The following is an 18,695-nucleotide window of genomic DNA, read 5'->3' as shown; positions in this document are numbered from 1 at the left end:
TCACAAAAAAGCATAACAAGCACATCGACGACGGACGCGGTGACAGCCCGCGACTTCGCACAATTTACTCCCAGCCGCGCCCGTCATGCATGACGATAGCGCAGAACCGCTCGCGCGGTCCTGCGCTATCGCGTCGGAGTTGAGCTTCGCTCGCCCGGTTTGATAACCGCCGCGCTCCGCGCTCTGGCTATCAACCCGTTCGAGTGGACGCATTTGCGCCCGCGAGCGACTCCCCCCGGGAGTCACTTCGCAGCCACAAACGCGCCACTCAACTCCGACGCGTTAGCCACCTAAACCTAAAACCCTATTAAATTGAAAGATAAAAAACATGACTGATAGAAACTATATTGGCAGTTGTCTTTGCGGGAAAGTTCAATTCAAAATAACTGGAGAAATAAAAGACATAGTGTGCTGTCATTGTTCACAATGCCGTAAAGCACAAGGCAGCGCATATGCTACAAATGGAAATGTAGATAGTGATGAATTTCGTTTCATTCAAGGTGAACATGAACTTGCCGCTTATCAATCAACGCCAAAAGAAACAAAGTATTTCTGCAAATATTGTGGCTCACCAATTTTTAGCAAAAATACCTTAGCCCCAAAAAATATTAGAATTCGCTTAGGTACATTAGAGACTGACATTATCGAGAAACCAATAGGGCATATTTTTATAGGCTCAAAAGCAAATTGGGAAGATATTGAAGGTAAACTACCCCAATATAAAGAATATGAACCAAGTAGAAAATAAATTAATAATCACAAGCGGAGAGTATATATTTATATCAGCGGCTATTTAATTTTTCAGGGTCTTAACAATCCTTCGTTCTAATTCAATAAAAGATCAAGAATTGGTGGATGCCTAATCATTCATGGTTTTAACAATTTACCGTGCCAACCCAACAAAAGATCAAGAATTGGTGATAGCCCAATGGTTCATGAGTCTGACAATGCGCCGTGCCAAACCCAACAAGCCAAGAATTGGTGTCACCCAATTTTTCAGGGCTTTAACGATTCGAGAGTAAGCGCTTCTAAATCCCCCTCCTTTCAGCGCCCCACGTAATCCCGGACACTCAGCCCATCAGCAACAGATTGCATGGGAGAACACGATGAATCCAGGTCAAGATGGGCGTCTGGCGTACTGGCAAGCCCAGCTCCAACGCTTCCAGTCCTCCGGCCTTTCCGGAGTCCAGTATTGTGAACAGGAACAGTTGAGTTACCACGGCTTTGTCTACTGGCGGCGCAAATTATGCGGTACGGCGGGCAAGCCGCCCGGGGATGGCAAACGCCCGGTATTGCCAGAGCCTTCCGGTTTCGTGACTGTCCGCCCGGCGCAGCCGGGGACAGACGCCCGGACGGGCGATGGCCTGGAGCTGTCCCTGCCGAATGGCCTGGTGATCAGGAATATCCACCCCGGCAATGTGGCCTTGCTGCGCCGGTTGCTGGGGCAGTTGTAATGGCCCGTTATTTCCGCCCCGCCGGGGAGATGCCGGACATTTACCTTTACCGCCCGCCCATTGATTTCCGCAAGGCCGCCCAGGGGCTGGCGGCGATCGTGGCGCAGGAATTGGGCCACGACCCGTTTGCCGGGGCGCTGTACGCCTTCACCAACCGCCAGCGCACGAAAATCAAATGCCTGTATTGGGAAGACAATGGCTTTGTGCTGTATTACAAAGCCCTGGCGGAAGAGAAGTTCCATTGGCCGCAAACGGGGGATGGCGGGGTGATGGCGCTGACGGCCCAGCAGATCAACTGGCTGCTGGACGGTTATGACATCAGCCTGCTCAAAGGGCATAAAAAGTTGTGCTACGGGGCGCTGTTTTAGCGACTTATCCTGATGATTTTGTCATCATTTAACCCATGGATTTAGCACCGCCGCCAGCCCCCAAAACCACATCCCATAGCGACCTGGACGCTGCCCGCCTGCGCCAGTTGCTGGCGCAGCAAGAGGCGGAATTTGCCGCCGTCCTGAAACAGCGTGACCACCATATCCAGCTCCTGGAAGAAATGCTGCGCCTGGCCAAAATACAGCGGTTTAGCGCCCAGTCTGAAAAGCTCCCCTTCCAGATTGACCTGTTTGATGAAGCCGAGTTGGCAACCGCGCTGGAGGACATCGCCGGACGACTGCCGGAGGCGGAACCCGCCAGGCCCCGCCCCAGCCAACGCCAGCGCGGCTTCCCGCCCGGGCTGAAGCGCCAACGGGTGGAGCTGTTGTTGGGTGATGCGGAAAAAGCCGGGGCGACCCGCACGTTTTTCACCAAGGTCAAGGAAGAGCTGGACTACATCCCGGCGCAACTGGTGGTGCTGGAATACTGGCAGGAAAAAGCCGTGTTTGCCGCCGGGGCCAGCCAGGATCCCGCCCCGGCAACGGCAGATGGCGGGCCAACGCTGGTCGCCGCCGCCCGTCCGCCCCATCCGTTGGGCAAATGCCATGCCAGCCTCAACCTGCTGACGCAGGTCATCATCGCCAAATACGCCGATGGCCTGCCCCTGTACCGCCTGGAGGGCATTTTCAAACGCCACGGCGCGGAACTCAGCCGCAGCAGCATGGCCCACTGGATCATCCGTCTGGAGGACAGCTTCAAACCCCTGCTCAACCTGCTGCGCGAAACCCAGAACAGCGGCGCTTACCTGCAAGGCGATGAAACCCGCATCCAGGTGCTGAAGGAGGACGGCAAAACCGCCCAGGCCGACAAATGGATGTGGGTGGTGCGGGGCGGCCCGCCGAACCAGGTGGCGGTCTTGTTTGAATACGACCCCAGCCGGGCGGGGAGCGTCCCCGAACGCCTACTGATGGACTTCCACGGCATTTTCCAGGCCGACGGCTATTCCGGTTACGCCGCCGTGTGCCGCAACAACGCCATCACCCGCATTGGCTGCTGGGACCATGCCCGCCGCAAGTTCGTGGAGGCCGTCAAGGCGGCGGGCGGCAAACAGGCCCGTGGCAAACCCACCCTGGCGGATATTGCCCTGGGCATGATCCGCAGGCTCTACCGCATCGAGGACAACATCAAGGGCCTGGACACGGCGGAGAAATACCGCCTGCGCCAGCAGTTGAGCGTGCCCCTGCTCAACGAACTGAAAACCTGGCTGGAAACGCAGGTCGGCAAGGTGATGAAAGGCGGCCTCACCCGCAAGGCGATGGAATACTGCCTCAACCAGTGGGAATACCTGAGTGGCTACTGCCAACGCGGCGACCTGCATATCAGCAATGTGCTGGCGGAGAACGCCATCCGCCCCTTTGCCGTGGGCCGCAAAGCCTGGCTGTTTGCCGACACCCCGCATGGCGCGCGCGCCAGCGCCGCCTGTTATTCCCTGATTGAAACCGCCAAGGCCAACGGCCTCGAACCGTATGCCTATATCCGCTATCTGCTGGAGCATATCGCCCAGGCCGACACCCTGGAAAAATGGGAGGCCCTCCTGCCATGGAATGTGCCGCTGGAGAAATGTGCGAAAAAAGTCCCTTTTTTTGACAAGGGCAAGTAGGGCGATTTAACGGCGCTTACTGAACGCTTACCTACCACGTCGGGATAATAATAGGTTTTGTGTTTCGCCGCCCGGATCTTGATATCCGAAAAAAACAGGCTCTATCAATACCTTCGCCAAACCGGTGGTAAGTTCATAGGTTAAAAAGAGAGCAGTCATTGTTACCATGGGCAATCACAACAAAGTCCAAAGAATAACAACAACTGCTCATGAACGAACTTACCATGCTTCTTGGCTGCCTGTCTTGCCTACTGGATAGCAGCACCCTGCGCCAACTGACTGCCATCAGTGAGGCATTGCTCACGATGACAGGGCGTATCACCTTGTTGGGGATCAGCCGCTGGACAGGCAAAGGTGGCAGCTACCGGACGATCCAGCGCTTTTTCGTGAAGCCCCTGCCGTGGGGCAAGTTGAACTGGACGTTGGCCAAGGCATCGGTGAAAGCCTCAACCGGAGCCATCCTGATAGCTGGTGATGCCACCACCGTCACCAAATCCGGGAAGGAGACCTTTGGCCTGGGACGCTTTTTCTCTTCCATTTACTCCCGCGCGGTTCCCGGCATTGCGTTCCAGACACTATCGTTGGTGGATACCGCAACACGGAAGTCCTGGCCCATCCTGATGGAGCAAATCCAACCCCCACCCAAACCGGAAACGCCAGCCCAACCCAAGGTAGCCAAAACCCACCAGCGCAGGGGACGGCCCAAAGGCTCGAAAAACCGTAACAGCCGTGATGTCCAACCCAATGCAGAAATGCTCCAGGTGCAGACGATGCTGAAAACACTGCTTGGGCTGGTCGGGGATACCGTGCAACCGGCTTACTTCGTCTACGATGGCGCGTTTGGCAACCCTGCCGCCGTACAGATGACACGGCAAACCGGCTTGCACCTTATTTCCAAGCTGCGCAGCAACTCTGCGCTGCACTTCCAATGGGAAGGCGTTTATTCCGGCAAGGGGCGGCGGCGCACCTATGGGGAGCGGGTGGATTATGACAACCTGCCCGCCACCCACCTGAAGTCCGAACAAACCCATCACAACATCCGCACCCGTACCTACCCGTTCAAGGCCATCCACAAAAAATTTGCCGACCCTTTGAATGTGGCCATCATCCACAAGGAAAACCTCAAAACCGGCAAAACGGCCAAGGTCATCTTGTTCAGCACTGACCTGGAACTGGAAGCAGATGACCTGGTGGATGACTACCGCCTGAGATTCCAGATCGAGTTCAACTTCCGCGACGCCAAACAACACTGGGGGCTGGAAGATTTCATGGTGACACGACAACAGGCGGTCTTCAATTCCGCCAATTTGTCCCTGTTCATGGTCAATGTCTCCCAGACATTATTGGCTGCCTCGGATGAGGCGGGCATCCTTGACCTGAAGGCACGCTACCACGGCCTCTGTTACGCCCGCGAGGCATTTAAAATACTTCCTGAAACCGCCAAAGTGATTAATTTTGAGGACTGGATCAGGAATGTTCCCATCCTGGGGCGGGTTCATGAACGTAAAATGGCGGCTTAGTGGCGAAGGTATTGTCTATGTGAATCGTAGTGGGTAGATTATCCTAAGGGTATGAACAGCGACACACTATTTGGAATGGCCTTGGGGCTGACCTCACCTTGGCAGGTGGACAGCATCGACTTCAGCGGGACGGAAGGACGCCAGGAATTGCACATCCGTATCAGCTTCGCGCGTGGCAGCCGTTTTGCCGACCAAAGCGGGGAACCTTGCCCGGTGCATGACACGGTGGAGCGGCGTTGGCAGCACCTGAACTTCTTTGAGCATACCTGTTACCTGCATTGCCGTGTCCCGCGCATCCGCACCGGATCGGGTCAGGTTGAGACGGTTGCCGTCCCCTGGGCGCGTCCCGGAAGTGGCTTCACGCTGCTGTTTGAGGCGCTGGCCATGGCACTGATCGAACGGGAGATGCCGGTCAACCGGGTGGCGGAACTGATGCGGGTCAACCCGCAACGCATCTGGACGGTGTTCAACCACTGGGTTTGTGAAGGCCGCCAGCAGGATGACCCGTCCGGCATCACCCGGCTGGGGGTGGACGAGACCTCCACCCGCAAAGGGCACAACTACATCACCGTGGGGGTTGACCTGGATGCCCGCCGCGTCGTCCATGCCACCGAAGGCAAGGGCAAGGAAACGCTGTCCCAGATCCAGAAACACCTAGCCAGCCATGAGGTGAAACCGTCACAAATCACCGATGTCAGCATTGACCTGTCGCCTGCATTCATTGCCGGGGTAGGGGAAGCCTTCCCGGATGCCGCCATCACCTTTGACCATTTCCACGTCACCCAGTTGCTGAACAAGGCCATGGACAAGGTGCGCAAGCTGGAGCGCAAGGAACATGCCGACCTCAAAGGCCACAAGTACACCTTCCTGAAAAACTACGATAACCTGTCAGAACAGCAGGAGCAGTCACTGGCAGCGTTCATCACCCTCTACCCCACGCTGGGTACTGCCCACCGTCTCAAGGTGCTGTTCAACGACCTGTGGACAATGCCCGACAGGAAAACGGCGGAAGCCTTCCTGCAACAATGGTGTGATGAGGTGGATTCTGCTGGCATCCCGGCCTTCCAGACGTTTGCCAACACCGTCCGGGCGCACTGGTCGGGGATCATCCGGTTCGTTGAATCACACATCTCCAACGGCATCCTCGAAGGCATCAACCACAAAATACAGTTGGCCAAACGGCGGGCGCGGGGGTTCCGCAATACCCACAACCTCATCAACATGGTTTACTTCCTGTGCGGCAAACTGGAGTTCAGTTACCCACGGTATTCCACATAGAGCCAAAAAACACTTCGCAGTTTTTTTCCTGGGCGGCTGTTTCCATCTGTGTAATGAAATTTCTGGCAATGCGGTTGTGCCGTTTGCTCGCGCCTGCCATCAGGTAAATCTGCCCGTCCACATACTCATGACGTTCTTCAGAGGATTTCTCAGCTTCCAGGTAATCAGCTTCACTGATGTGGTGATCAGATGATAGTGATAATTCGTATGCTGCCGACATGCTATAAACCTCCTATTTGTTATGTGTTAAAGCATAGCATTCCCGGGCGGTTACGGAAATTTTAGCGAATGGGGGCATGTACTCCATGCCCCCTTCAGGCGATAATAGCCCTGATAATAATACTTATTAGGACATCACTATGGTGCGCATTCTATCGCTGCTGCTGTGTGTTCTGTTCTCAGCAGCTAACGCCAGCCCACTGTCGTCTGAGCAGGTTCCCGAGCCGTTAAAGCCTTGGGTTGGCTGGGTGCTCGATGGCCATGAAGACCGCAACTGCCCTTACTTTTACAACGCCGAACAGCGCCAATGTGCTTGGCCGGGTTCGTTGGAATTACAGCTGACTGATACAGGTGGTACTTTTACCCAGCATTGGGAAATTTACGGCGAAGCACCCATACGCTTGCCCGGTGACGCGAAACATTGGCCGCAACAGGTACAAAGCGGCGAAAATACCCCGCTTGTCGTCACCGAACAGAACAGTTATCCAACATTGACATTGCCCGCTGGCAGCCATGACATTAGTGGGCGATTCTTCTGGGATAAACTGCCCGAAGCCCTGTTTGCCGCCCCTGAAACCGGGTTAATCAAACTGTCGGTGAACGGTACTGCGGTTACCACCCCTGAATTCAACGCAGCTGGCAGCCTGTGGTTGAGCAGCAATACCCAGGAAGTTAGTGAAGACAACCTTGATGTGCAGGTTTTCCGCAAGGTTGAAGATACCCATCCACTACAAGTGACCACCAGCATTCAGCTACGGGTAGCAGGCAAGCAACGGCAAGCTGAACTTGCGCCAGTCTTGCTGGATGGTTTCATTCCCCTACATCTGGATAGCCCCTTGCCTGCACGCATGGGGCAGGATGGCAAACTGCAAGTGCAACTGCGCCCCGGTGAATGGATGCTCAAGTTGACCGGGCGCGCGCCTACCAACCTCACCTCTCTAGCCCTGCCTGCCAGCATCGCGCCGTGGCCGACAGAAGAAGTTTGGGTGTTTGCTGCTGACCCATCCGTACATCAGGTGCAGGTGGAAGGTGTCAGCAGCATCGACCCCAGCCAGACCCGCCTGCCGGGCGATTGGGCCAGTTTGCCCGCCTACCTGATGACCAGTGGCAGCAACATGGAGCTGGTGGAGCAACATCGGGGTATGGCATCCAGCCCCGCGCAACTGAGCCTGCAACGTCAGTTGTGGCTGGATTTCGATGGTGGCGGTTACACCCTGCAAGACCAGTTGACGGGTACGTTGGCGCAGGAATCGCGTCTGGAAGCGTTGCCCGACATCCGTCTGGGGCGTGTCAGTTTGAATGGCGAACCGCAACTGATTACCCGTCAGGCTGACGGGCAAGCCGAGGGCGTGGAAGTGCGTAGCCGCTCCCTGAATCTGGAAGCCGACAGCCGCTATGAAGCCAGTAATGGCATACCGGTCAGTGGCTGGCAGCAGGAGTTGCAGCAAGTGACGACGACCTTCCACCTACCACCGGGCTGGTTGCTGTTAGCCGCCTGGGGTACGGACAATCTTGCCGCGACCTGGCTACAGCAGTGGAATTTGCTTGACCTGTTCCTGGTATTGCTGATTGTGGTGGCAAGCGGCTATCTGTATGGTTGGCAATGGGGAGCCGTTGCAGGCATAGCCCTGCTGTTGACCTGGCATTTGCCAGCCGCGCCGCAATACATCTGGCTCAACCTGCTGGCGGTGATTGCCCTGGTGCGTGCGTTGCCGACTGCGAATGCAAGTTTGCGAACATGGCTGGAACGTTACCGCTGGCTGAGCTTGCTGGCGCTGGTGCTGATGGTGTTGCCATTTACCATTAGTACGGTACGTACTGCCCTATACCCACAGCTGGAGCATGGCCATGCCATGCAAAGGGGTGGAATGCTGGAAGGAATGCCTGCCCCTGCGCCCATGGCAACAACGCCAGCCGCCGCGCCAGAAGCTGAATTCGCCGCCGATGACGCCATGAACATGGTTGAACAGGCTGTCCCGCAACGGATGGAGCGCAAAATGGCCGATTCCCTATCAAAACTGGCAAAACCAGTACAGGGCTATGGGTATAGTTCCGCTGCATCTGCGGATAAAGCAGGGCTGGGAGCCAAGCGTGAAGCCAACCTGCGCAATATCGACCCCAACAGCATGATTCAGACTGGCCCAGGGCTACCGCAGTGGCAGGGCGATACCGTGGTGCTGAGATGGTCGGGTGTTATCATCCCGGAAGAGCGGGCTGACCTGTGGTTGTTGTCACCGCTGGTGCATTCGCTGCTGAAAGTGCTGGGGGTAGTTGTGTTGTTGGTGTTTGCCCTGCGGCTGGCGTTGCTATCCGGCTTCGGTGGTGGTTGGTGGCAACGCCTGCGCCCGTTGCGGCGTGGTGGGCAAGCGGCAGCAAGCTTGCTGCTGGCGTTACCGCTGTTGATGTTGACGGTGCTACCTACGCCTGTTGATGCGGCTGAGCCGTCCACACCCCCCATCGAAATGCTGCAAACCTTGCAGGAACGCCTGCTGCGTGCGCCTGACTGCCTGCCACACTGTGCTCAAATCGATGCGATGGAGATGCAGTTGCAAACCAACAGCCTATCGGCACGTTTGCGGGTTCATGCTGCGACGCAGGTAGCATTGCCCTTGCCCGGCAGCCAAAGCACCTGGTTGCCACAAACGGTGCTACTGGATGGTTCAGTCACCCAAACCTTGCGCCGTGATGCTGAACAGCAATTGTGGCTGGTGCTGGAACCGGGGCAGCATGATGTGGTACTGCAAGGCGAATTGCCAGCCCGTAGCACCGTGGCTTTGCCCTTGCAGCTCAAACCGCACCGCGTGACCTGGGAAGGCGAAGGTTGGCAGGTGGATGGTTTGCGTGACAACGGTGTACCCGAAGACCAGTTGCAACTCAACCGCACGGCTGCGGTGGAAGATGTCACGGCACAGGAAATGCCGAGCTTGCCTGCTTTCGTCAAAATCCGGCGGCAACTCGACTTGGGGCTGGATTGGTATGTGACCACGACCATTACCCGCGTCTCCGACAGTGCAGCGCCCATCACGCTGACGGTTCCGCTGCTGGAAGGTGAACAACCCCTCAGCGAACAGTTTACCGTCAAGGGCGAAGCCATTCAGCTCAATCTCAAACCACAGCAGGGTACACTGGAGTGGACTTCGAGCCTGCCGCAGGCTGAAAAACTCCAGCTCACTGCCAGCAATAACAATGCCTGGCTGGAAGAATGGCAGGTGGTCGCCAGCCCGGTGTGGCACGTAGAGGCCAGCGGTTTGCCGCTCAGCACTTACGTGGAAGATGCCAAACAAGGTTTATTGCTGTGGAAGCCATGGCCAGATGAAACCCTGAACCTGGCTATTAACCGTCCGCAAGGTGCAGAGGGGCAAACCATTACCATCCTGAACAGCCAGTTGGCAGTGGAAGTTGGCAAGCGCGCCCGTGACATGAACTTGCGCCTCAACCTGCACAGTAGCCGGGGAACCCAGCACACTGTCACCTTGCCAGAAGGCATTGAGCTGAAAAGCCTGACCGTGGATGGGGTAAAGCAGGCTATCCAGCAACAGGGCAATAAGCTGGTGCTGCCACTGCTGCCCAAAAAACAGGAAGCTGTGCTGGAATGGCAGGAAACCGGCACAATGCCGCTCAGTTACCGTTTCCCCATGCTGGATTTGGGCTTACCAAGCGTCAATAGTCAATTCAGCCTACAATTACCCCAGGATCGCTGGGTGTTGTGGGCGCACGGGCCTTTAATGGGGCCTGCGGTGTTGTTCTGGGGGATGCTGGTGGTGCTGTTGGCACTGTCTGTATTGCTGGGGCATTCCAGACTGACGCCGCTGAAAAGCTGGCAATGGTTCCTGCTGGGTATTGGCCTGAGCCAGAGCAGCCCGTACCTGATGGTACTGGTGGCAGGCTGGTTGGTGGTATTGGCATGGCGTGGCAAAGCCCCGCTGGATGGGCAGCCTTATTGGCAGTTCAACCTGTTGCAGGTTGGGTTGGTGGTGCTGACCCTGTTCGCGCTTTCTACCCTGATTGGGGCAGTAGCCAAAGGTTTGCTAGGTTTGCCGGAGATGCAGATTACCGGGAATGGTTCATCGGCGCAGAACCTGCTGTGGTATCAGGATCGGTCGGGCAATGTGCTGGAACATCCTGTGGTCATCAGTGTGCCTCTGCTGTATTACCGCTTGCTGATGCTGGCGTGGGCATTGTGGCTGGCGCTGGCGGCGTTGGGATGGCTGCGTTGGGGTTGGCAGGCATTTGGGCAGGGTGGCTTGTGGCGTCACAAACCACCCAAATCCGCTACACCACCCGATGCGCCACGAACTTGCTGAGGTTGTCGAGCACGTCGCCACCACGCCGGAAGCCTAGCCCACAGGCTTCCCAGGCGAAAAATACGCCGGCCTGATAGCTGCGCCCCTGTGAGTCCTTTGGGTAGGCGGCAAATTCCTGATAGATACTGCGGTAGCGGTTATATTCGCCCGGCGTTTGGTGCAGGATTTTGCCCGCCGCGTCGTAAATGGTGGTATTCGCGCCTTCGCGCCCAAACATGGTCTTGGAGACCTGCTGCTTGCCTTGCAAGGGTTCATAGCGGGTTTCCAGCAGATAGGGCGAATCCGGGAACAGTTCGTACAACACCTTCATGATGCCCTTGCTTTGGTAGAGCAGGGTGTAGGCGGGGTTGAGGATAACGGTATCGGTATTGCGGGTAATTTCGTCCAGGATGCCATTGATGCCATCGGTTTGCAAGGCAATGTCCTCCCACGGATACAGCTTGAACCAGTAGTCGAAGCGGATGTCTTCCGGGCTGAAAATACCTTGTTCTTCCAGAAAACCCGTTTCATCCAGATAGCAGAAATCGGTCTGGAACCCGGCATCGCTGGCCATTTGCTGGAGAAAACGCACGGTGCGTTCGTCTTCCGGCAGGTCGCGGATGCTGGAGAACAGGATGTTCTGATAGTTGTAATACTGGCCGAACGTTTCCGGGTCTTCCTCGCCCGTGACCAAGCGGCAGAAGTTGTTGCGGATGCTGTCGTATACCGTGTTGAACTGGGCAGCTTCATCCATGCCGTTGGCTTTCAGCAGCGCCCATTGCACCACTGCGGTTTCAAACAGGCTGGTGGGGGTGTCGGCATTGAACTCGATCAGTTTGATCGGCAGGCCATCCACACCGCCTGCAAAGTCGAAACGCCCATAAAGATGTCGGTGATCGTTTTCCCAACTGCGGTTGATCTGGTCAACCAGATTGAAGGGAATGTCGAGTTCCAGAAAGCGGTCGTTATCGATGACGTGCTGGGCAGCTTCCACGAACATGTCGTAGAGTTCGTTGGCGGCGTTGTAATAAGCATCCACTTCCGCTTCCGTCACCTGCACGATTTCATCGGCAACATAGGGTTGGCCGTCCGGATCAGTGTGCCAGGACATGCCGACTTCCTCCATCAACGCTGGGCTGATGGGTTTGACTTTTTCCAGTTGAATCATGAGTTAGCCACCTACAGAGCCGCTGCCAAAGGAGCTACTGCCAGCCGGGCGGTTGCTGGGATTGGAGGAGCCGCTGTTGTTGCCAAAGAAACCGGATTTAGGCTTCTGATTCTGATTGACGGAGCGGGTATCCGTACCACCGTTGGCCGGACGGCTGATGGAGGTTTGCGCACGGCTGGCCTGTTGCTGCTGATGCTGTTGGTAATTGGAGTTGCCCATCAGTTTGTTGGCGATCATGCCACCGATCAGTGCGCCTGCTGCTGAGGCAAGGATGGTTTCGCCCAGACTCAGACCCTGGTTTTCAGCCACAGGCTGGGTTAGCTGGGAAGTGCCTTCTTCCACTTTTTTGGCTTCTGCTTCAGCAAGCTGCTTCAGTTCTTCTTCGCTGAGGATACGCTCGTTGCCGTTCATGTCCTTGAGGATGGCGCGGGTGCCTTCGCTGGAAGGGTATTTTTCCTTCAGTTCGTAAGTATCCGGGTTGGCGCCAGTCTGCTGGATGACCAGAAACATGCCTTCGCCTTTGGCTGCATCCGAGATCGTGCCCGGTGTCTGGTTTTGGGGCGGCGGGGAAGGGGGCTGGTCGCCACCACAACCTTGCAGGCTGCTGACAATGGTCAGGCCGAGGCTGCCGACCATGGAATAGGAAAGGATTTGTTTGATGTAAGGTTTGTTCATGATTGCTCCGCTCAAAACTGTTTTCGGCAAGATAAACAAGGCTGGCAGAAAAATCCACTTAACCCCGCCAAAGCAAGGATTGAAAAATGGCACTGCCAATTGTCTGGAAAAAGATGCGTAAAAGGGAACTTACGTGGAAAATCACTGCTCGAACAAACCCCTAAAAACTTCCAATAAAGAGGAATAATTATGAAAAAAGCCATATTTGCTGCCACTGTCATCTTTTCCCTGTTCACAGCCCCTGCCGTTATGGCCGAAATGGTTAACATCAACAAGGCCGACGCTGCCACGCTGGATACGCTGGACGGTATTGGCGAAAAGAAAGCCGAAGCCATCGTCGCCTACCGTTCCGAGCATGGTGAGTTCAAAACCCTGGAAGACCTGATGGAAGTCCCGGGCATCGGTGAAGGCATCTACAAGAAGATCGAGCAAGGCATTTCCCTGACTGACGGCGCTACTCCGGTATCCGATGAACCGGCCAAAGAACAATCTGCCAAGGCTGAGCCGAAAGCCGATGACACGGCCAAAGGCGCGGCGGGTGAAACCGGTGGGCAGGGCAAAGAAGCAGGCGCAACCCCAAAAACTGAAAAAGCTGACGGGAAACAGGCAACAAAAGCAGACAAATCCTGATCGGTTTTTGTTACCCTAGGGCAGGCGCAGGATTGGCTGTGCCTGCCAATTTTAGAGGGCTGACATGAAAACAGACAACACGATTCTGGTCACAGGTGGCGCAGGTTATATCGGTTCACATACCTGTATCGAACTGCTGGAGGCAGGCTTCCAGGTGATAGTGCTGGACAATCTGTGCAACAGTTCAGATGAGTCACTACGCCGGGTGGCTGAAATCAGCGGGCGGGAGCAGGTTCCCTTCTACCGGGGCGATATCCGCGATGCAGCATTACTCGACAAAATATTTCAGGAAAACAGTATTTACAGCGTGATTCATTTCGCTGGCCTGAAAGCTGTTGGTGAATCGGTTGAGAAACCACTGGAATATTACGACAACAATGTCTCTGGCACTGTAAACCTGTTGCAGGCCATGCAACGCAATGGTGTCAAAAACATCGTTTTCAGTTCCTCTGCCACTGTCTACGGTGACCCGCACACCACGCCGATTCAGGAACATTTTCCGCTCTCAGCCACCAACCCTTACGGGCGTTCCAAATTGATGATTGAGGAAATGCTGGGCGACCTGTACAAGGCTGACCCGGAGTGGAAGGTTGCCTTGTTGCGCTACTTCAATCCGGTAGGGGCGCACGCCAGCGGCAGGATCGGTGAAGACCCGCGCGGCATTCCCAACAACCTTATGCCTTATATTGCCCGCGTGGCGGTGGGGCAGTATGAATATTTGTCGGTGTTTGGTGGTGATTACCCTACCCATGACGGCACTGGCGTGCGTGACTATATCCACGTAGTCGATCTGGCCAAAGGTCATGTAAAAGCCTTGCAGGCATTCCAACGTGGTGACGTGCCTAACCTGCTGGTGGTCAATCTCGGTACCGGGCAAGGCTATTCCGTGCTGGATATGGTGAAAGCGTTTGCGGAAGCCAGCGAACGTGAAATTCCCTACCGCATCGTGGCGAGACGGGCAGGCGATATTGCCGGTTGTTATGCTGACCCTGCATTGGCGGAAAAGCTGATTCACTGGAAGGCCGAAAAAACGCTGGCTGACATGTGTAGCGATACTTGGAACTGGCAGAGCAGGAACCCATCCGGCTATACCTGATATTCGGTGATACAAATATCCGGTGCTAGTAATAGCCTTGCTCTATAATCCTGTTGTCTGCGGATTGATTACGTTCGGGCAAGAGCGGTTCGCAAGCTTTTTCGGGAAAACGTATTATTCTGGACAAAACAAGGCTAACCCCTTATCCCACAATTGTTAAAATTATTATCAGGGAGACTCCCCCAATGAAAATTACATGGAAATTTTTGCTTACCCTCTTGGCTGCTGCTGCATTGACTGCCTGTTCAAGCGGTAGTGCACCGACTTATTCCGAGCTTCCAGGCTCTACGTTAGCAGCTTCCAGTGGCAGCCTGCCAACTGGTACCTCCGGCAGTGACCGCATCGCGCCGCAGGATTTGCTGGAAATCGACGTGTTCAAGGTACCAGACCTGTCCAAGGAAGTCCGCGTAGATGACAATGGCAACATTACCCTGGCCCTGATTGGTACTGTCCGTGCGAAAGGACTGACCGCCAGCCAACTGGAGCGCCAAATTGCCTCCCGCCTGGAAAAAGACTACATGCATAATCCACAGGTCAACGTGTTGGTGAAAGAGTCCACTGGTAGCACTGTGACTGTTTCCGGCTCAGTCAGGAAACCGGGAGTATACCCACTGGCGGGTGATACAACCGTTACTCAGGCAATTGCGTTGGCCGAGGGTCTGGATCGTCTGGCGGTCAAAGACAACATTACCTTGTTCCGCAATGGCAAGCCTTACACTGTGCGCCTCGACGACATCAGCAAAGGGAGGATTCCTGATCCAATGGTGATGGCTGGTGACAAGATCCAGGTACACACTTCTGGCGTCAAGGAAGGTATGGATAATGTGCGTGGCTTCGTGGCTCCGTTTACATTCTTCTAATAAACACAGGTCTGACACGGGCGTGTGGGGGCGGTCATTTGGCCGCCCCGTTTGTTTGGGCTATTCGTAACGCTGGTTGTGGTATTCAATCCAGCCACCACGACGACCTTGCGGGTCATGGTGCGTCCAGTGCATGACACCGCCACGGTTATTCCACACGTATTCCCCGCTGATGATGACTTCACCACCTATCTGTACCGGAACGCGCTCAGCCAGATCAATGTTATGGGCGACCAACAGGGTAATGTCGGGGGCGATTTTCAGCAGGAAGCGTTGGTGTTGGCTACCTTCGCGGTCATCCTTGAGCAGTTTGACGACTTCGCCAGAGACGGTAGTCCAGAATTTGGCGTCCGGGTTGGTGGCGGACTGGCGGATTTTGGCGACTGCCTGCGGGTAATCATCGGCTTGCTGACCACCGCTGGCTGTATTAACGGATGCTGCTGGCGCTTTGGCTTGCCCACCGGAATTGGCAGGAGGCTGGAAATGCTGGTATAGCGCCAGTAAACCGGCGCTGGCCAGGATGACAATGGCCTTGGTGAGTTTTGGCTGCATGAATTGGGATGCCTTTCGTTATCAGTTTTTGACGGTTTTGCGCAGGTAAGTGAGGATTTCTTCGCGGGCTTCCGAGAGTACCGAATCACGGTCTAGCGAATCCAGAATCCGTTCCACGGTCAGTTTTGGACCGGTGTCCCCCCAGGATTTGCCATTCGCCAGCCATTGTTCGGCCACACGCCCGACCACCAAGGTGCTGTACCAGGCGACCGCACCCTGGGTTGCGCCGGTAATCAGGGTGGAAATCCCGCCCGTGCCTAACTTGAGGGCAGCGGATACCAAGTGTACGGCCCAGACTGACCCCATCAGTAACAACATTTGTGCCAGGATGGTACGTACCAGGTCACTGGCTTCATTACGGGAAATAGGCAAACCATAGAGCCTGGAAAGGTGGATAATCATGCCGGCATCGATCACGGCTGCTGCCAGCAAATCTGCAACCGGAATAGGGTTAAGGGCAACGGCAATGCCTTTACCAAGACAATACAGTCGAATGGTCTTTTCCCCCAGTTCCCGTTTGATAGTCAAGATGCGCTTACCGACTTCCTTGCTGAGGTGACCCGCGAACAATGAGGCATTGATGGCGGCCAGGGTTTTGCCTTCTGCCTCAACAATGTCCCACAGCCGGGTCTTGAGGGAAATGATATTGATAGGGCGCTCACGGATGCCTTCGCGTTCTTCGCCGTTTTCGTCGACGAAAATGACAGTCTGGCGGCTGGCTTGCGCGGTGGTGAAAATGATGTTTTCCGGGGTGATGATGCCCTGCGTGCGGTTGCGCAAGATGCCGCGCAACTGGCGTTGTTCATCTTCGGTGTAACGATCGGCCTTGTTCACCACCAGTAGGGTGGGGCGGTGCTTGGCGGCGACGATTTTTAGCGCCTGGAATTCCACGTCGGTCAGGTCGCTGTCGATCACGAACAGCACCAGGTCGGAGCGGTTGGCGACTTCATGCGCCATCTTTTCACGTGATTCGCCATCGATTTCGTTGATGCCGGGGGTGTCGATCAGGAAGATGCCGCTGTCGCTGTATTCTTGCCATTGCTGCATGGAAACGCTGCGGGTTTCACCGTGCAGCACGCTGACGCTGAATACTGGTTTGCCGAGCAGGGCGTTGAGCAGGGAAGACTTGCCCACGCTGACGCGCCCAAACACGGCGATATGCAAGTGGCCGTGTTCCAGCTTGTCGAGCATCCCGCGTACCTGGATGTAGTCGTCGCGCAGGCTTTCACGCACGTCATCCGGGATGCGGGAATCATCCAGTAACTGGCGCAGGCTTTCGGTGGCCAGTTGCAGGTGTGCGTCGCCGCTGGAGGAGGGCGTGGGATTCTCCGGTTCTTCAGCTGTCTTGGCGGCTTTTGTATTGGTCAATAACCAGTCGGGCAAATGTTTTTGTACGTTCTTCCAGATTTCCACTCAGCATCTCCTGAAAAGTGGCGGCTGCGGGCGCTGCCTTGAGCGCGCCGCGTTGTTCCAGTGTATGCGCGACGGAATGCCCGAGCGCGTCGAAAATCAGCCCATAAGCGACGGCGTGAACCAGCCCCCCGGCTACCGTGCCTACCCCAGGGAAGGCTTTCAGGCCATTGCCCGCGACTGCCAATAGTACCGGCACGCTTTTCTTCAACTGCCCCTGGCTGAAATTCAGGAACTGGTCGATGTCGAGCTGGCTGACCGGGCTATCGTACAACTTGCACAGCTCTTGTACCATGCGCGTGCCGATCACGCCCTGAATGACCAGATCGGTGCCGGGGCTGACGGAGGCCAATGCCCCCAGTATGGCCTTGTGGGTGGAGCTGCGCACGATCTTTTCGGCCTGCTGGCGGCGGTATTGGTCGCGGGTAGTGTCGAGTTTTTCCTGCACCAGGTTGAAAACGCTGGCGTCGCGTAATTGCGATAGCCATTCCAGCCGGTTGTCGATTTCGGTTTGCAAGTGTTCGGCCAGGGCGGAGACATCCACCTTGCGCGGGCGCTGGATGGTTTCTTCGCGCCCGTCCGGGTAAACGCGCACAATTTCTTCCGTGCCGCCGGACTGGATGAACACCACGTCGGGTGGTTCGGCTTTGCTGTCGGCGGCAAGCTGTTCGCCGAGACGACTGCGGATGCGCTGGGCAATCTGGTCTTGTTCGGCAGCGGTGTATTGGTCGCTTTTGTTGATGGCGATGACCATGGGCTTGCCAAACGCAGCCAGTTCGCGGATGTCGTGGAACTGGTTGCGGCTGAGGTCGGAATCAGTGACATAGACCACGATCTGGGCACGGATGGCTTCGTCGCGGGCGGCAGCGTCCAGCGTGCCTTCGGCTTCGTTACGCCCCGGCAGGTCGGTCAGCAGCAGGCAGTCGCCCGCGATGGTTTGCCACGCATATTCGCGGATGTCGCGGGTGGAACCGCCGCGCAGGTTAATTTCCACCCCGGCTTCCGGCAATAGCGCCTTGATAATGGAGGATTTGCCGGTACTGACATCGCCGAAAAACGCGATATGCACTTGCCCGGCGGCTTTGCGGGCGTGCAGGCGGTCAATCTCGGTTTGCAGGCTGGAAGTGTCCAGCCCCGTTTCTTTGATCTGGGTGATTTCCTGGATTACGGACGCTTCAGTGACGGGCTTGGGCTTGGTGGGGTTGCCGATACTTTTGGCTTTCGGCCCGCCGAAGATCAGCTTGAACATGATCCAGCCGCTGAATAGCAGGACAACGCCAATCAGGCCGGTGTAGGTGTAAAACAGCCAGGCCGGAAGCTCTTGCAACCGATCCCACAGGTCGAGAAAGTTTTTGGTGGCAAAAAACAGGAATACCAGCAGGAACAGGGTCAGCAGTAGTATGCCGCCTGCCAGCAGCCAGCGTAAACGTCGGGTAATCTTCATCGTTTCTCGGAGGTTCCTCTATTTCCTGACATTATCCATTGAATGTGTTGCTGTGGGAAATATAATGGTTGCGCGGC

The 18,695-nt window shown here is 55.9% G+C and carries 16 protein-coding genes; 10 read left to right on the top strand and 6 right to left on the bottom strand.

Annotated elements, in window-relative coordinates; all coding sequences use genetic code 11:
• The first annotated feature begins 328 nt into the window (after positions 1-328).
• The 6 genes from THINI_RS24015 to THINI_RS02465 all read left to right on the top strand — a co-directional run bounded on the left by THINI_RS24015 (position 329) and on the right by THINI_RS02465 (position 6,281).
• Positions 329-748 (top strand): GFA family protein, encoded by a 420-nt coding sequence (locus THINI_RS24015; protein ID WP_002707095.1) that lies wholly within the window; start codon positions 329-331, stop codon positions 746-748.
• A gap of 358 nt (positions 749-1,106) precedes the next feature.
• Positions 1,107-1,454 (top strand): IS66 family insertion sequence element accessory protein TnpA, encoded by a 348-nt coding sequence (gene tnpA / locus THINI_RS25570; protein WP_002706643.1) that lies wholly within the window; start codon positions 1,107-1,109, stop codon positions 1,452-1,454.
• Positions 1,454-1,822 carry an IS66 family insertion sequence element accessory protein TnpB gene (gene tnpB, locus THINI_RS25565; RefSeq protein WP_002706841.1) on the top strand — a complete coding sequence of 123 codons (369 nt, stop codon included), beginning with the start codon at positions 1,454-1,456 and terminating at the stop codon, positions 1,820-1,822. Before tnpA ends, tnpB begins: the two co-directional genes overlap by 1 nt.
• A 35-nt stretch (positions 1,823-1,857) precedes the next feature.
• Positions 1,858-3,483 (top strand): IS66 family transposase, encoded by a 1,626-nt coding sequence (tnpC, locus tag THINI_RS02475; protein ID WP_002707094.1) that lies wholly within the window; start codon positions 1,858-1,860, stop codon positions 3,481-3,483.
• A 209-nt stretch (positions 3,484-3,692) separates the two neighbouring features.
• Entirely contained in the window at positions 3,693-5,003 is a 1,311-nt protein-coding gene (locus tag THINI_RS02470) for a transposase (RefSeq protein ID WP_002707093.1), read from the top strand.
• A gap of 51 nt (positions 5,004-5,054) precedes the next feature.
• Positions 5,055-6,281 carry an ISL3 family transposase gene (locus tag THINI_RS02465; RefSeq protein ID WP_002707092.1) on the top strand — a complete coding sequence of 409 codons (1,227 nt, stop codon included), beginning with the start codon at positions 5,055-5,057 and terminating at the stop codon, positions 6,279-6,281.
• On the opposite strand, the gene THINI_RS02460 is transcribed toward THINI_RS02465, so the two are convergent.
• Positions 6,256-6,501 (bottom strand): Uma2 family endonuclease, encoded by a 246-nt coding sequence (locus tag THINI_RS02460; protein WP_002707091.1) that lies wholly within the window; start codon positions 6,499-6,501, stop codon positions 6,256-6,258. The genes THINI_RS02465 and THINI_RS02460 overlap by 26 nt on opposite strands.
• 139 nt (positions 6,502-6,640) lie before the next feature.
• On the opposite strand from THINI_RS02460, the gene THINI_RS02455 reads away from it, so the two are divergent.
• Positions 6,641-10,804, top strand: a complete 4,164-nt coding sequence (locus tag THINI_RS02455; protein ID WP_002707090.1) for a hypothetical protein — start codon at positions 6,641-6,643, stop codon at positions 10,802-10,804.
• Here the strand turns inward: THINI_RS02455 and THINI_RS02450 are convergent.
• Both THINI_RS02450 and THINI_RS02445 read right to left on the bottom strand, forming a co-directional pair.
• Positions 10,773-11,951 carry a glutathionylspermidine synthase family protein gene (locus THINI_RS02450; protein ID WP_002707089.1) on the bottom strand — a complete coding sequence of 393 codons (1,179 nt, stop codon included), beginning with the start codon at positions 11,949-11,951 and terminating at the stop codon, positions 10,773-10,775. The two genes, THINI_RS02455 and THINI_RS02450, sit on opposite strands and share 32 nt — an antisense overlap.
• Positions 11,952-11,954: 3 nt before the next feature.
• The gene (locus THINI_RS02445) at positions 11,955-12,626 is read right to left on the bottom strand and encodes a Cj0371 family chemotaxis-regulating polar lipoprotein (RefSeq protein WP_002707088.1); all 672 of its coding nucleotides are present in this window, start codon (positions 12,624-12,626) and stop codon (positions 11,955-11,957) included.
• Positions 12,627-12,815: 189 nt separating this feature from the next.
• Here THINI_RS02445 and THINI_RS24010 point away from each other — a divergent pair, with 189 nt between their 5' ends.
• From THINI_RS24010 to THINI_RS02430, 3 genes are all read left to right on the top strand, one after another.
• Complete coding sequence (locus tag THINI_RS24010) at positions 12,816-13,256, top strand: ComEA family DNA-binding protein (RefSeq protein WP_002707087.1); 441 nt, start codon at positions 12,816-12,818, stop codon at positions 13,254-13,256.
• A gap of 64 nt (positions 13,257-13,320) precedes the next feature.
• Entirely contained in the window at positions 13,321-14,352 is a 1,032-nt protein-coding gene (gene galE, locus THINI_RS02435; protein WP_002707086.1) for a UDP-glucose 4-epimerase GalE, read from the top strand.
• A 185-nt stretch (positions 14,353-14,537) separates the two neighbouring features.
• Positions 14,538-15,212, top strand: coding sequence for a polysaccharide biosynthesis/export family protein (locus THINI_RS02430; protein ID WP_002707085.1), 675 nt, complete (start codon positions 14,538-14,540; stop codon positions 15,210-15,212).
• A gap of 60 nt (positions 15,213-15,272) precedes the next feature.
• Here THINI_RS02430 and THINI_RS02425 read toward each other — a convergent pair whose 3' ends face one another.
• Genes THINI_RS02425 through THINI_RS02415 form a run of 3 tightly spaced genes read right to left on the bottom strand, consistent with a single transcriptional unit; the run spans position 15,273 to position 18,618 of the window.
• Positions 15,273-15,764: a DUF3465 domain-containing protein gene (locus THINI_RS02425; protein WP_002707084.1), complete on the bottom strand. Its 492-nt coding sequence runs from the start codon at positions 15,762-15,764 to the stop codon at positions 15,273-15,275.
• A 21-nt stretch (positions 15,765-15,785) separates the two neighbouring features.
• A complete protein-coding gene (locus THINI_RS02420; RefSeq protein ID WP_154724330.1) occupies positions 15,786-17,177 on the bottom strand; it encodes a YcjF family protein in 1,392 nt (463 codons plus the stop codon).
• Entirely contained in the window at positions 17,101-18,618 is a 1,518-nt protein-coding gene (locus THINI_RS02415; RefSeq protein ID WP_002707082.1) for a GTPase, read from the bottom strand. The genes THINI_RS02420 and THINI_RS02415 overlap by 77 nt, the downstream gene beginning before the upstream one ends.
• Between the last annotated feature and the right edge of the window lie 77 nt (positions 18,619-18,695).

This window comes from Thiothrix nivea DSM 5205, assembly GCF_000260135.1.
Taxonomy (GTDB): Bacteria; Pseudomonadota; Gammaproteobacteria; order Thiotrichales; family Thiotrichaceae; genus Thiothrix; species Thiothrix nivea.
Note: the sequence above shows the minus strand (reverse complement) of the source record. Positions and strands in the feature narration are given on the sequence as shown.